Below are 14517 nucleotides of genomic sequence, written 5' to 3'. Positions count from 1 at the left end.
AGCACGGACAGCAGAGAACCGCAGAGGAGGACTCCCGTGACAGCCATCCCGCAGCCGGAAGAGCCACAGTGGCGCGCGGCCCACATCGCCTACTTCGGCGACGACACCGACCAGCTGATCCTGCACGCCGTACGGCCGGTGATCGAGCGCTGCGCCGGTCACGTCGAATCGGCCTATGTGCTGCGGCACTGGCGCCGCGGCCCCCATCTGCGCCTGGTGGTCCGGGCCACCCCCGCCGTCTTCGCCGGGCTGGTGGAGCCCGCCGTCTGCGAACTGGTCGGCGGACATCTGCGGGCGCGGCCGTCCACCGCGGCCCCCCTCGAAGAGGCCGACCTGCTGCCCCTGCACCGCCGTCTCGCCGCAGCCGAACGCGAACCCGGCCCGCTGACCCCCTTCTACCGGGACAACTCGATCACCTGGGAGGAGCACGACCGCCGGATCGACGTGCTGGGCTGTCCGGTCGGCGCCGACGAACTGGCCCTCTTCTACCAGCAAACCAACAGCCTGCTGTTCGAGCACCTGGAATCCGTCGCCGCGGGACTGCCGCGCGAGACACTGGCCCTGCGCCTGATGCTCGCCACCGCGCACACACTCTGCCGGCACCCGCAGGACCCATCGATCCGTCGCGGGTTCGTCTCCTTCCGTTCGCACGCAGAGGGCTACCTGAGCACAGTCGGCCCCCAGGTGCGGGACGCCTTCGAGCAGCGGTACACGGCCAACAGCACGGTACTCACCGCGCAGGTGCGCGCCGTGGTCACGGCCCTCGATTCCGGCGCGGCAGAGCCCGGGGCGCCGGACACCGGGACATCGGACAGCGGGGCGCCGGACACCGGGGCCGCGGCAGAGCCGGGCCCGGCGTCGGAACTGCACCGCTGGGTAGCCACCATCGATCCGCTGGGCACCCGCTGGACCGCTCTGTACGAGGCCGGTGAGATCCCGGAGACGGAGATCCCGGCCGACGAGGAGAACGGCATCGGCGAACTGCTCACGTCCAGCCCGCTGCACCGGGCGATCAGCGGCAGCGCCACGTACAAGCAGATGATGTACCGGGATCCGCGCTTCCTGCGCTACCGCCTGATGCTCAACTACACCTACCTCCATCTCTCCCGCCTCGGGCTGCCCGGCCTGACCCGCTATCTGCTCTGCCACCTCGCGGCCAACGCGGTGGAGGAGGTCTACGGGGTCAGCGCGCTCGAACTGGTCCTGGCCACCGCCGCGAGCACTCCCGCCACGCCGGAGAACGCGACCGCACCGGCACGGACACACCGATGAGGACCGCCCCGCCCGGTGCCTGCCCTGCGCACGCGGAGAACGCAGGAGCGGCAGCGCGCCGCTACCACGCACGGCACGGCCGTGTGCTGCCCACCATCGACCCGGCAGCGGGCAGCACCGCGCCCAAGCACCATCCGGGCGTGCCCGTCCTCCCCCTGCCGTTCCCGCCCACATTCCCTTCGCCCTGCGCCGACCACGGTAGGGCCGCCTTCCCGGAGTGTCTGGGCGCACTCCTCGCCCTGCTCAACGGCATCACCCGGGTCGACTGGACCGCCGCAGGCGTGGGTGCAGGCCGGCCAGTGCCGTCCGGCGGCGGCACCTACCCGGCCGAGGTGTACACGGCCACCGCCTCCGGCCTCTGCCACTACCTGCCGGCGGCTCACGCACTCGAACTCCTCTCCCCCGCCGACCTGCGCGACGACCTCGCCCGCGCGCTGGACCGCCCGCCGCTCGAACAACCGGAATCAGTCCTGTTGATCACCAGCCGGCTGGACGCGAACCTGGCCCGCTACGGGCTCTTCGGCCACCGTCTGCAGGCACTCGACACCGGCGTACTGACCGGGCAGGCGCTCACCCTGCTGGAGTCGGCCGGTGCCGCACCGACGGCCCACGCGCGCTTCGCGGAGGAGGAACTGGGCCGCCTGCTCGGCCTCGACTCCGCAGCGGAGCGCGTCCATGCGGTCGTCACCGCCCGGACTCCGGGCGCGATCACGCCCGGCGCGCCGCTGCTGCGCCGCCGAACCGCCCGCTCCGGCTTCGAGCCGCTCCCCGTCCCGTCGGCCGCCCTGCGCGCGGTCCTGTCGGAGGCCGCCCGCCCGGTCCCCCTGGACCATGCCGCCCCGGCCGACTGCGACCTCTACGTCGTCGCCCAGCGCGTCACCGGACTGGAGGCGGGCTGCTACCGGTACGACCCGCGCACAGGCCGGCTCGTACCGGTCACCGGGGACCTCACGCCACGGGACCTGTTCCCGCCCGGAGGCCCCGGAGAACTGGCGGGCTTCGAAGCCGCCTGCGCCGTACTCGTGACCGGCGACTACGAGGCCGGCTACCCCGGACACGGCGACCACTGGTACCGGATGCTCAACCTGCGGGCGGGCGTCATCGGCCAGCGGATCGGCCTGGCCGCCGCGCGCACCGGGCTCGGCGCCGGACTCCGCTGCGACGTCGACATCGCGGCCGCCGACACCGTACTGTCCACCCGCCCCGACCGCACCACGCTGCTCGCCGTGCTGCTGGGCCCAGAACGCGGCAGCGGGACACCGGCCTGTCATCTGCTCGGCAGGGAAGGCCCGTTGTGAACCAACCGGACCTCCCGACCGTACCGCCCCCTGCCCGGCCGAGGACACAGTGATCACCTCCGACTCCACGCCTCTCCTGCGCCCCGACGTCTTCCTGACCCCGAGCGGCAACGGCACCGTCTATGTGCGCTCCAGCCGCGGCACCGGCCTGATCGCCGCACCCGGTATCGCCGACTGGCTGGACCGGCTCACTCCGTTCCTGGACGGCACCCGCACCGTGGCCCAGCTGCTCGACGGCCTCGACGCAGACCGTCGCACCCTGGTGCTGCGGATCCTCCAGCTCATCGACCGCCACGGCCTGTTGGCAGACCGGGCCACCCCCGGCCCGGACCGGCCCGCCGCCCCCTACCCGCAGCTGCGGGCGCTGGTCCTCTGTGCCCCGGCCACAGTGGACGCACTGACGGACGCACTACGCCTGACCGGGCTCTGCGCCATCACACCGGTGACCGACCACGCAGCAGCCCGGACCGCAGTGGCAGCCGGCGGCCACGACGCAATGCTGCTGCTCGCAGCCGGCGACGATCCGCAGTCCATCGCCCTGCTCGACGAGGAATGCCGCACCCACGGCCTGTGGTTCGCCGCGGCTGTCCGTGACACGCAGTCCTGGTGGCTGGGCCCCGGCCCGGAACGCACCGCAGGCGGCTGGCTCGGCGGCTGGCTGCGCGTACACGGCACACAGACCGCCCCGCGTATGCCCCAATACCCCAACGAAGCAGCCGACTTCGCCGCCACCCTGTTGGCACACCGCTTCCAGCAGGCCTTTCACGGCCCCTCCGCCGGCACGGGCAACGAACCGGAACCGCTCGTCCGGCTGGACACCGCGACCCTGACCACCACCCGCCACCCCTACCGCCCACACCCGGCCACACTGCCCGCGACGCCGGAATCCGCGGCCCGGTTCCTCGCCGGGATCGCCGCCCTGCGCGACAAACAGACCGTCAGCCCCGGCGAATTCTCCCAGCGCGCCGCAGGCTGCATCGACCCGCGCAGCGGGCTGCTCGCACACCTGGAAGAAGGGGCCCTGCCACAGTTCCCCCGACACGCCTCCAGGGCCCTGGTCCGTGACCCGCACACCGGCCGGGCAGCACACCCAGTCCACGCCACAGGCCCCGACTTCACCACCGCGCGCCTTCGCACCGCGCAACGCGCACTCGCGCTCTACGCACTGCTCGCCCTCGACCCTCGGCGGTTCGTCCCGGCCCCCAACGGGCCCTCCCTGTGGGCCTGGTCTCCGGAACACGGCACGGCCCACCTGGTCCCGGCAACCTCCGTCACCGCGCAGGGCCCGCACGCACCCCGCGGTCTCGGCTCCGGTGCCACCTTCGACGAAGCGGTGACAGCGGCGCTCCGCGACCTGCGCGGCCCCGCGCACGGCACACTGATCGTGCCGCTCGATCACGACCCGGCCGCCACCGGGATCCTGCCCTACCTCGTGAGAGCGGTGCGCTGCGATGACTGACACCCCCCAGCCGGCCGCCACCCGGGTGCACCACGACGGCGGATTGCTCGGCCAGGCCCTCGCCCGCCGCACCGCCACCGCACCCCCACCACGGACCGGGACCCGGCTCCTGGCAACCGACACACCCGACGCAGCATCAGAAACCGCGCGCGAGCTCGCTACCGGCGGGCACTCGTTCCTGCTCGTCGTCGCAGAACTGGATCGCGTGGTCATCGGCCCGCTGGTCCGCCCCGGCACGCCCGGCTGCCACCGCTGTCTCGCCACACGCCGCGCCGGAGCACGTACCGACGCGGCAGAAGAAGCAGCCCTGCACACCGCCTACGGCAGCCGCCTCACCGGCACAGTCTCCCCGCTGCTCACCCCGATCGCCGCCGACCTCGCCGCGCACCTCGCGCTGAACCGGCTCAGCGCAGCGGCAGCCACCGAACAAGCCGTCACCATGGTCCGCCTCACCGACCTGGAAATCACCCGGCACCTCTTTCTGCCCGACCCCCACTGCCACAACTGCGGCAGCCTGCCCGACGACTCCCCCGCCCGCGCGACAGTCCCACGCGTCCCCCGCCCCAAACCGGACCCCGAGATCCTGCGGCTCCGGGACCTGCGCACCGAGCAGGCCGATCTGGAAGCCCGCTACGCCGACGACGAAACCGGCGTGCTCAAGGGACTACGAACCCGCGGACTGCACACCCTGCCCTTCGCCGAAGCCAAAGTCGGCCCACCCGAGTCGGTCGACGGCGGCTACGGCCGCGCACTCGACTTCCGCACCGCCAAAGTCACCGCAATCGCCGAAGCACTGGAACGGCTCGGCGGAGGCCGCCCAGGAGGACGGCGCACCGTCGTGCACGGCAGCCACCGCGAACTCACCACCCGCCACCCCGGCTGTGTACTGGACCCGGCAACCACCGGCAGCCACGAACCCCACCGCTACCAGGAACCCGGCTTCCCCTTCCAGCCCTACCACCCCGACCTCGTCCTGCCATGGGTCTGGGGCTACTCCCTCACCCGCGAACAGCCGGTCCTGGTCCCCGAGAGCCTCGCGTACTACCGGCTCGGCCGCCACCACCCGCAGACCGCACGACCGTTCGTCTCCGAAATCTCCAACGGCTGCGCACTCGGCGGCTGCATCGAAGAGGCCGCCCTCTACGGCCTCCTGGAACTCGCCGAACGCGACGCGTTCCTGCTCACCTGGTACGCCAGGATGCCCGCACCCGCACTCGACCTGCACACCGCGTCCGACCAGCGAATCGGCCTGCTCACCGACCGGATCCAGGAACGCACCGGCTACCGCGTCGAAGTCTTCGACGTGACCGGCCCCGAAAGCATCCCCTGCTTCTGGGCCGCCGCCATCGACACACAACCACCCCCCACCCCCGGCACGGAACCCCCAACACCCCGCCCCAGTGTGCTGTGCGCCGGCGGCTCCGGACTCGACCCCGAACGAGGCATCTTCGGCGCACTGCACGAACTCGTCACCGCCATCGAGGCCTACCAGCTGATCTACCCACAACGCGCCAAGGACGCCGCCCGGATGCGCGAAGACCCCCACCACGTCCGCCTGATGGACGACCACGCACTGCTGTACTGCGACCCCGTCGCCGCCCACCGCCTCGACTTCCTCCTCAACCCCGACAACCGACCACCACAAGAGCGCCTGAACCTGCGCGAACTCGCGAAGCGTTACGCCTGGCCGCGCCACACCGACCTGCGTGCGGACCTCGATGAGTTGGTGGGCCGTTACGCCACGACCGGTCTCGAAACGATCGTCATCGACCAGACCACCCCAGCCCACACCGCATCCACTCTCTCCTGCGTCAAAGTCCTCGTCCCCGGCCTCCTCCCCATGACCTTCGGACACCACCTACGCCGCATCACCGGACTCGACCGGGCACTGACCGTCTCGCACCACCTCGGCCACACCACCCGACCGCTCCGCCCAGAAGAACTGAACCCCCACCCCCACCCATTCCCCTGACCCAGAAACCCAGAAGCCCAGGACACCACCCACCCCGAAACCGGCGACCAGACAGGCCCACGTCCCACTCAGGACCAATCCGTCAAATGGAACCGGACCAGTACCCCCCACCCACGAGATACGGAACTCGAAGAGCTGACTCCGAATGCCGGACCGGACATGGCACTCCGTGACGACCTGCGGGCGCAGCAGAACCGAAGACGCGGTTAGGCATGGAATCACGGGAAACCATCCCCACCCGCACAGGAAACAGAGCACACGGCCGTCGCGCGGCACCTCGGCCTTGAGACCATCCCCGCGGGCGCGGGGAGCAGACTGCGCGACCTACGGTTACGCCAGCATCAGCACTACCTCCCGACTAACCGCCGCGCACTCGACTTGCGGCCGAGACGGCCGGGCGTCGGCGGTCCTCGCGGGAGCAGATCCGCGCCAAGCGGGCTCCGCCGCCCCGCGCCACGATGGTTACCGCACCGGCACCTTCATGATCTCGAACGCGGTCTCCTCAGCTCTGGACGATGCCTCACTCGCGGCAGTCGCGCGCCGCCGACGAGTACGGTCTCCCCTGCGAAGAGTCTGCCCCGGCGGATATCCCGGGCTACCGGCCGCTGGACAACGACCGTGCCCTGCGCGCCTGGTACCTGCCCGAGAAGGGCTTCCCCGATGCACAGGCCTGGCTCGCAACCCTGGACACTGCCCCAGCCACGCAACCCAACACCACGCGGACGCCAGCCGGAACCCCCGCCGCACCCCGAGGCGGGGGGCTGTCTCCTGAACACCCCCAAAGGCGCCACCGCTGCGCGCGCGGTGGTGGCCTCGGGTGCCTGGACCACCCCGATCCTCAAAGCCCTCAACCCGGAACTACCCGCCGTCCCGGCTCTCGCCACGGCCGACACCGCGCCGAGCGTGACCGACCCCGGGGCCCTGCATCAGCTCCTCGACACCGCCCTGATGGACCGCGCTCACACCGGCATGCCTGACGGCTACGTTCCACCCCCGAGCCTTGCCCCCTCGCCTACGACAGCACCGGCCCGGCCCTCACCGGACTGGCCGCCTCCCACCTCGCGCACCCATGACCCGGCTTGCGGAGGAGCCGTGGATCCCGCCGCGGTCAGGCGCAGGCCGGGCACAAACCACGGTAGGTGATCTCCACCGAGCCGACGGCGAACCCGAACCGCTCGGCCTCGGGCAGGTCACTGAGGGCATTGCCGGCCGGGTGGACGTCGCGGACCGTGCCGCAGCCGGAGCACACCAGGTGCTGATGGGGGCGGCGCGCGTTCGGGTCGTAGCGCTTGGCCCGGCCCACGGTGGAGACCTCCAGCACCTCGCCGAGCCCGACGAGTTCCCCCAGCGTGTTGTAGACGGTCGCGCGGGAGATCTCGGGAAGTCGCGCGGCGGCCCGCAGATGCACCTCGTCCGCCGTCAGGTGCACGTGGTCGCCGTCGAGGACCTCCGCGACGACACGGCGCTGCGAGGTCATCCGCCAGCCACGGCCCCGTAGACGTTGAAGGAGGTCGCTCATCTCGTTTCCTCTGCTCCGCTTCGCGGGGGACGGCCCCCGCGAAGGATCCGACGACGCAGCACCCCGGTCGTTATGGTTTTAGCGCACTTCTTGACTTGGACGAAGTCCATCGTAGGATCGATCCCGGCGACATCCAAGAGACAGGATGACTCCGGTACGGCAGCAGAGACACGTGACGGGACACCGCGGGTCGACCGCGCAGTGCCACCCGCCGGCCCAGCACCGTCCTCGTCGCACCGCCCGGGATCGTCCGGTCCGGTGGTCGTGAGGCGCCCGGGTGGCCCGCGGTGAGGCCCTGGAACACAACGTGCCCCTTCTGCACGGCCCGAATCCTCCTCCCCCGTTCAGCGCCCCACGACCCGCCGGGTCCGGAAGGACTGCCCATGACCGAGAACCACGAGTCGCATGTCTTCGATCCGGTCACCCCGGATTCGCCCGAGACGGCCATCCCCGAGGTGCCCGAGGCGCAAGCGAGCGGCTGCCCCGTGGCCCACGGCCGCGCGGCGCACCCCACTCAGGGCGGCGGGAACCGCCAGTGGTGGCCGGACCGCCTCAACCTGAAGATCCTGGCCAAGAACCCCGCGGTGGCGAACCCGCTCGGTGCGGACTTCGACTACGCGGCCGCATTCCAAGGGCTCGACCTGCCCACGGTGAAGCGGGACATCGCCGAGGTGCTCACCACGTCACAGGACTGGTGGCCGGCCGACTTCGGCAACTACGGGCCCCTGATGATCCGGATGGCCTGGCACAGCGCAGGCACGTATCGCATCAGTGACGGACGGGGTGGCGCGGGCGCCGGTCAGCAACGCTTTGCCCCGCTGAACAGCTGGCCGGACAACGGCAACCTGGACAAGGCCCGCCGTCTGCTGTGGCCGGTCAAGAAGAAGTACGGTCAGGCGCTGTCCTGGGCCGACCTGCTGATCCTCACCGGCAACGTCGCGCTGGAGACCATGGGTCTCAAGACCTTCGGCTTCGCCGGTGGCCGCGAGGACGTCTGGGAGTCGGAGGAGGACGTCTACTGGGGCCCGGAGACCACCTGGCTCGACGACGAGCGCTACACCGGCGACCGTGAGCTGGAGAATCCGCTCGGCGCGGTCCAGATGGGCCTGATCTACGTCAATCCCGAGGGCCCCAACGGCAACCCGGACCCGATCGCCGCAGCCCGCGACATCCGCGAGACCTTCCGCCGGATGGCGATGAACGACGAGGAGACCGTCGCCCTCATCGCCGGTGGCCACACCTTCGGCAAGACGCACGGCGCGGGCCCGGCCGAGAGCGTCGGCGCGGACCCCGAGGGTGCCCCGCTGGAGGAGCAGGGCCTGGGCTGGCGCAACTCGTACGGGACGGGCAAGGGCGGGGACGCCATCACCAGCGGTCTGGAGGTGACCTGGACCAGCACCCCGACCAAGTGGGGCAACGAGTTCTTCCACAACCTCTTCGCCTACGAGTACGAGCTGACCAAGTCCCCGGCCGGTGCGCACCAGTGGGTCGCCAAGGACGCGGAAGCGACCATCCCGTACGCGCACGACGCGTCCAAGAAGCACAAGCCACAGATGCTCACCACCGATCTGGCGCTGCGCTTCGACCCGGCCTACGAGCAGATCTCGCGCCGCTTCCATGAGAACCCGGACGTGTTCGCGGACGCCTTCGCGCGCGCCTGGTACAAGCTGACGCACCGCGACATGGGTCCGATCCAGCGCTACCTGGGCGCCGAGGTTCCCTCCGAGGTACTGCTGTGGCAGGACCCGCTGCCCGCGCGCACCGGTGAGCCGCTGGACGCCGCGGAGATCACCGCGCTCAAGGAGCAGGTACTCGCAACGGACCTGACGGTGGCACAGCTGGTCTCGGCCGCCTGGGCCTCGGCCGCTTCATTCCGCGGCAGCGACAAGCGCGGCGGCGCCAACGGCGCCCGGATCCGTCTGGAGCCGCAGCGCGGCTGGGAGGCGAACGACCCGGACGAGCTGGCCCAGGTCCTGCGCGCTCTGGAAGGTGTCCAGGCATCCTTCAACGCCAAGGGCGGCAAGCAGGTCTCACTGGCCGACCTGATCGTCCTCGCGGGCAACGCGGCCGTCGAGCGGGCGGCCAAGGACGCCGGCGTCGAGGTACAGGTGCCGTTCACCGCGGGCCGGGTCGACGCCACGCAGGACCAGACGGACGTCGAGTCCTTCGCTGCCCTGGAACCCGTGTACGACGGCTTTCGCAACTACGCTGGCAAGGGCAGCCGTCTGCCCGCCGAGTATTTGCTCCTCGACCGGGCCAACCTGCTGACGCTGAGCGCCCCGGAGACCACCGTCCTGGTCGGTGGTCTGCGCGTGCTGGGCGCCAATACCGGCGGCTCGAAACACGGCGTCCTCACCGACCGCCCGGGCACGCTGACCAACGACTTCTTCGTGAACCTGCTCGACCTGGGCATCACTTGGAAATCGACGTCTTCGGCGCAGGACGAGTTCGAGGCCCGCGACGCGGCCGGCCAGGTCAAGTGGACCGGCACCCGCGCCGACCTGGTCTTCGGCTCCAACTCCGAACTCCGCGCCCTCGCGGAGGTCTACGCCGGCGACGACGCGCAGCAGAAGTTCGTGACGGACTTCGTCGCCGCCTGGGCCAAGGTCATGGACCTCGACCGCTTCGACCTGATCTGACCCCGGCGCACTCCAGTTGTGGGGTCGGTGCGCACACGCACCGACCCCACAGCACATCACAACAGCCCACCCTGCTCTCCCAAGGCAGCGGCCGAGCAGGCTCGCACGGCAGTCGGCCACCCGCGAGGGGAGAGCGACTCGTGGTCGAGGGCTACTTGCCGGCGGTCCGCCCGTAGAGATCGCCCTCGTAGTAGTCGCTGGGGTCCGGGTTGTCATCCAGCTGCTTGTTGCGGACGAAGAACGCGCCCAGCTTCTTCAGCCACTGGTTCACCTCGCCGCTCCTGGTCTTCGCGGCCAGGTCAGCGGTGGAGAGGGTCTCCACATGAGAGGCGTCGGACTTGGCCTGGGCTTCGGTGACCTGGAGCATCTTGGCGGCGAGTGCGATGGACTCCTCCGGGTGTTGCTTGCGCCAGTCGTTGGCTTGCTGCAGCACCTTGATCACCTTGCTGTTCTTCGCCCCGGGCACTTTGTTGCCGGCGACGAACGCGGTGGGGAAGGCGTCCCCGGTGTCCTTGGTACTGGCTATCTCCTCAAGGCCCGGAACCTTCTTCTTGATGGTGTCGATGGCGGGGTAGAAGAAGCCGGCGCCGTCGATCTTTCCCGAGGAGAAGGCGGAGACGATGGTGGACGGGTCCATGTTGACCTTGTCGATGTCCTTCACCGTCATCCCGGCCTTCGCCAGGGCGATGTTGAGGATCATGTCGCCGGAGGTGCCCTCGGGTACGCCGACCCGCTTGCCCTTGAGGTCCTTCATGGACGTCATGCCGGGCTGGCCGATGACCCGGTCGGCGTACGTGAGGGTGTCGATGGCGATGACCTTGGCCTTGCCGGAGGCCGGCAGCCACATCGCGCCGGGCCCGATGTATCCGTAGTCGAGGTCACCGGCGCTCAGCGCCTGGACCTGCACCGGACCGTTGTTGAACGACTTCACGTGTGCGGTCAGGCCCGCTTTCTTCCACAGCCCCTGCTTGTCGGCGATCGCCAGCAGGCTGGCCCCGTTGTAGTCGCCGATGTAGCCGAACCGAACCGTGCTGTTGTTCTCGGAAGCGCTGTCGGAGCAGGCGCTGAGGGACAGCGAGAGCATGAACGCGAGGGGCAGCGCCATGACGGCGCGCCTGATCGACTTTCTGGGCATGCGGAAGTTTCCTCTCGGGGTGGTGCGCCGGTCGATTCTGCGAAGTTCCTGGTACGGAGGTTCAGGGCGCGGGCCCTGGGATGACGAGTCAGGCCGCCCGGGGCGGGGCTTCCTGGTGGTACACGGCGGTCCACACCCTGTTGCGGATATGCAGGAACTCCGGCGAGAGCCGGATTTCCTCGGTACGGGGATAGGGCAGATCCACGTCGATGACGCGATGGATGCGGCCGGGCCTTGCGGCCATGACGACGACCCGGCTGGCGAGGTAGACGGCCTCGTCCACGTCGTGGGTGATGAACAGCACGGTGCGCTTCTCCTGGCTCCAGGTCTGCAGCAGCTGGTCCTGCAGCTGCACCCGGGTCAGGGCATCGAGCGCCCCGAACGGCTCGTCCATCAGCAGCACTTGGGGATCGACCGCGTACGCACGGGCGATGGCACAGCGCTGTTTCATGCCTCCGGAGAGCGTCTTGGGCAGGGCCTCGGCGAACTCGTTCAGACCGACGAGGCTGATGGCCTGCTCGGTGCGCCGGTGCCGCTCGGCGGCGGGCACCGAGGCGATCTTGAGCCCGAACTCCACGTTCTGCCGCACGGTCAGCCAGGGGAAGAGGGCGTACTGCTGGAAGATCACCCCCCGCTCGGGGCCCGGCCCTGACACCGGGGTCCCGTCGACCAGGACACTGCCCGAGTCGGGCTCCTGCAGCCCTGCGGCCATGCTCATCAGGGTGGACTTGCCACAGCCGGACGGCCCCACGACTGTGACGAACTCCTGGTCCGCGATGTCCAGGCTCACCCCGCCGAGCGCGGTGAAGGACGCGCCCTTCAACGGGAAGGTCTTTACCACGTCACGGAAGGTGATCTTACTGTTCATCGTCGCTCCTGCCAGCCGGTGAGACGTCGCTCGGCCAGCAGCAGCAGCCGGTCCATGACGAGCCCGAGTACGCCGATCGTGATCAGGGACACGAAGACCGCGTCCATGTCGAACCAGGTGGACGCCTTCTGCATCCGGTATCCCAACCCCTCTTGCGCGCCGATGAGTTCGGCGGCGACCACGGTGGCCCAGGACGCGCCGAGGCCGATCCGCATGCCGACCAGGATGAACGGAGTGGAGGCCGGGACGACCACCTTGGCGAAGATGGTGCGGTCCGAGGCGCCGAGCACCCGGGCCGCGTTGATGAGTGTCCTGTCGACGTCGATGACGCCCTGGAAGGAGGAGAGGACGCAGGACATGAACGAGGCCAGGAAGATCACGGCGATCTTCGGCACCTCGCCGATTCCCAGCAGTACGACCGCCAGCGGAATGAGCGCGAGCGGCGGAATGGTGCGGAAGAACTGGATGTACGGCTCGATCAGGGCGCGCGCGATGGGGTACCAGCCCATGAGGAAGCCGACCGGGATGGCCACCGCCACGCCGAGGGCGTAGCCGAGGAAGACCCGGCGCAGGCTGGCGAACGTATCGGATGCGAGGGTGCCGTCGGAGATCATGGCGCCGGCCTTCTCCGCCACCCCCGTCGGCGCGGGCAGGTTCTCGACCAGCCCCAGGGCGGCCACGACGGCCCAGACCGCAATGCCTGCGGCCACCGCGACGACGTTGAGGAGCAGGGGCCGGTGCCGGGTACGGCGCGGTTGCGGCTGCCGCCCTTCGGCGGCGGACTTCTCGACAGGAGCGATCACAGCCATGGGTTCCTCGCTGGTGGCTTCACGCGTTCTCCTCGGGGACGGGCTGCGGGTAGTGGGAAAGCAGGGGGGATTCATGAAGAACGAGGGCGATGCCGCCCAGCGCGCTGCCCGCGTCGCCGAGCGTCGCGCGCCGTACGTCCACGTATGGGCGGGCCATCGGCATCAGGTGCTGCCGCAGGGCTCGTTCGACCGGCGCGAGCAGCGCGCGGCCTGCTTCCGCCAGCTCGCCGCCGATGACGATGACGCCCGGGCCAACGGCCTGGCAGACCGCGGCCAGCACCCCGCCGACGTCGTCGCCGACGCGCTCCAGCGCCTTCAGGGCGGACGGTTCGCCGGCAGCGGCGGCGTCGAGGAGCCCGGCGATGCCTTTGGCCCGGCCGCCGGCTTCGCGGTAGCGGTGCAGAACCGCGTCGAGCGAGGCACGGGTCTCCAGACACCCCGTCCCGCCGCAGTCGCACGGTCTGCCGGCCGGGTCCACGGTGATGTGCCCGAACTCGCCGGACAGGCCGTTACGGCCGCGGTGCAGCGCGCCGCCCACGACCAGTCCGCCGCCGACGCCGTGTGACAACCGCAGGTAGAGCACGTCGCTGCTGTCCGCCGCCGCACCCCACACCGCCTCGGCGAGCGCCGCGAGGCGGGTGTTGTTGTCCAGGAGCACCGGCACACCGAACTGCTTGCGCAGCAGGTCCGGCAGGCCGTCGATGCCCTGCGCACGGGCGTTTCCGCTGCCGGGGTCGGTGATCGGTCCGACCACGCCGACGCCGATCGCGCTGAGTGCGTCGAGCTGGACGGTCGCCGACGCGGCGAGGAGACGTACGGCGATATCGACCCGTTCGGGCCAGGACAGGTCTGCGGCATGCGCCTCGCTCGCCGAACCGACCACCTCATGGGCGAAGTTGACGGCCGCGACGTGCACGGAGCGGCGCGCGAAGTCGATGCCGACCGCCTCCCCCGCCGCCGGGTTGAGGCTGAGTTTCTCGACCGGCCGCCCGCGCTTGCGAACCTCGACGTGTGGTGTGCCGGTGACCACGGAGCCATTGCCCACCAGCCCGGCGAGGATGTCGTGAAGCGTGGTGCGGGACAGCCCGCTGCGATCGCCCAACTCTGCGCGGCTCAAAGGGCCGTGCCTGCGGAGCAGCCCAAGAACCGCTTGCTCATGGCTGCGGCGCAGGCGCGTCAGCGGACCGTCGTGTTCGTGCATGCAGGACAGCATGTGAGTGCCGAGTATTTTCGTCAATAAGCCGAAACAAATTGTTCACATGAAGGCTATGTGTCAACAGCTGCCGCAACGGGCCCACCCTGACCTGCCGACATGTACGGTGCAGACGCGCCCGGCACCCCGCCGGGCGGCTTTTCGGCAACGCGAAACAGTGGATGCTTTCCTCGGCAGGGTCCCCCGTACGATTTGCGTCCACCCTCTTGACTTAAATCATCGCCGGGCCGGAACATGCGTCGCACGGCACCGTCGAGCACGCACCGGATGCCGAATCAGCCATCCCGAAGCGGCATCTGTCGAGGCGTCAAGGCGGCGTGCCCGAAATTCCGG

Annotated in this window: 10 protein-coding genes; 5 read left to right on the top strand and 5 right to left on the bottom strand. The window is 70.2% G+C overall.

Annotated features, from left to right (window positions below; all coding sequences use genetic code 11):
- Positions 1 to 36 precede the first annotated feature (36 nt).
- The 4 genes from OHB13_RS36530 to OHB13_RS36515 are packed head-to-tail and all read left to right on the top strand — an operon-like array spanning position 37 to position 6001.
- Positions 37 to 1272: a lantibiotic dehydratase C-terminal domain-containing protein gene (locus tag OHB13_RS36530; RefSeq protein ID WP_328380066.1), complete on the top strand. Its 1236-nt coding sequence runs from the start codon at positions 37 to 39 to the stop codon at positions 1270 to 1272.
- Positions 1269 to 2570: a nitroreductase family protein gene (locus tag OHB13_RS36525; protein WP_328380065.1), complete on the top strand. Its 1302-nt coding sequence runs from the start codon at positions 1269 to 1271 to the stop codon at positions 2568 to 2570. Before OHB13_RS36530 ends, OHB13_RS36525 begins: the two co-directional genes overlap by 4 nt.
- Before the next feature lie 49 nt (positions 2571 to 2619).
- Positions 2620 to 4029 carry a hypothetical protein gene (locus tag OHB13_RS36520; RefSeq protein WP_328380064.1) on the top strand — a complete coding sequence of 470 codons (1410 nt, stop codon included), beginning with the start codon at positions 2620 to 2622 and terminating at the stop codon, positions 4027 to 4029.
- Positions 4022 to 6001 carry a TOMM precursor leader peptide-binding protein gene (locus OHB13_RS36515; protein WP_328380063.1) on the top strand — a complete coding sequence of 660 codons (1980 nt, stop codon included), beginning with the start codon at positions 4022 to 4024 and terminating at the stop codon, positions 5999 to 6001. The genes OHB13_RS36520 and OHB13_RS36515 overlap by 8 nt, the downstream gene beginning before the upstream one ends.
- A gap of 1108 nt (positions 6002 to 7109) precedes the next feature.
- Here the strand turns inward: OHB13_RS36515 and OHB13_RS36510 are convergent.
- Positions 7110 to 7520, bottom strand: coding sequence for a Fur family transcriptional regulator (locus OHB13_RS36510; RefSeq protein WP_328380062.1), 411 nt, complete (start codon positions 7518 to 7520; stop codon positions 7110 to 7112).
- A gap of 383 nt (positions 7521 to 7903) precedes the next feature.
- Between OHB13_RS36510 and katG the strand changes: the two genes are divergently transcribed.
- Positions 7904 to 10159 carry a catalase/peroxidase HPI gene (katG, locus tag OHB13_RS36505; protein ID WP_328380061.1) on the top strand — a complete coding sequence of 752 codons (2256 nt, stop codon included), beginning with the start codon at positions 7904 to 7906 and terminating at the stop codon, positions 10157 to 10159.
- 151 nt (positions 10160 to 10310) lie between these two features.
- On the opposite strand, the gene OHB13_RS36500 is transcribed toward katG, so the two are convergent.
- From OHB13_RS36500 to OHB13_RS36485, 4 genes are all read right to left on the bottom strand, one after another.
- Positions 10311 to 11294 (bottom strand): aliphatic sulfonate ABC transporter substrate-binding protein, encoded by a 984-nt coding sequence (locus OHB13_RS36500; protein ID WP_328380060.1) that lies wholly within the window; start codon positions 11292 to 11294, stop codon positions 10311 to 10313.
- Between the two features lie 88 nt (positions 11295 to 11382).
- Positions 11383 to 12162, bottom strand: coding sequence for an ABC transporter ATP-binding protein (locus OHB13_RS36495; protein ID WP_266862265.1), 780 nt, complete (start codon positions 12160 to 12162; stop codon positions 11383 to 11385).
- Entirely contained in the window at positions 12159 to 12971 is an 813-nt protein-coding gene (locus tag OHB13_RS36490; RefSeq protein WP_328380059.1) for an ABC transporter permease, read from the bottom strand. Before OHB13_RS36490 ends, OHB13_RS36495 begins: the two co-directional genes overlap by 4 nt.
- A 19-nt stretch (positions 12972 to 12990) precedes the next feature.
- The gene (locus tag OHB13_RS36485; protein ID WP_328380058.1) at positions 12991 to 14184 is read right to left on the bottom strand and encodes an ROK family transcriptional regulator; all 1194 of its coding nucleotides are present in this window, start codon (positions 14182 to 14184) and stop codon (positions 12991 to 12993) included.
- Between the last annotated feature and the right edge of the window lie 333 nt (positions 14185 to 14517).

It is taken from the genome of Streptomyces sp. NBC_00440, assembly GCF_036014215.1.
Classification (GTDB): Bacteria; Actinomycetota; Actinomycetes; order Streptomycetales; family Streptomycetaceae; genus Streptomyces.
This window is presented reverse-complemented; position numbering and strand designations above follow the sequence as displayed.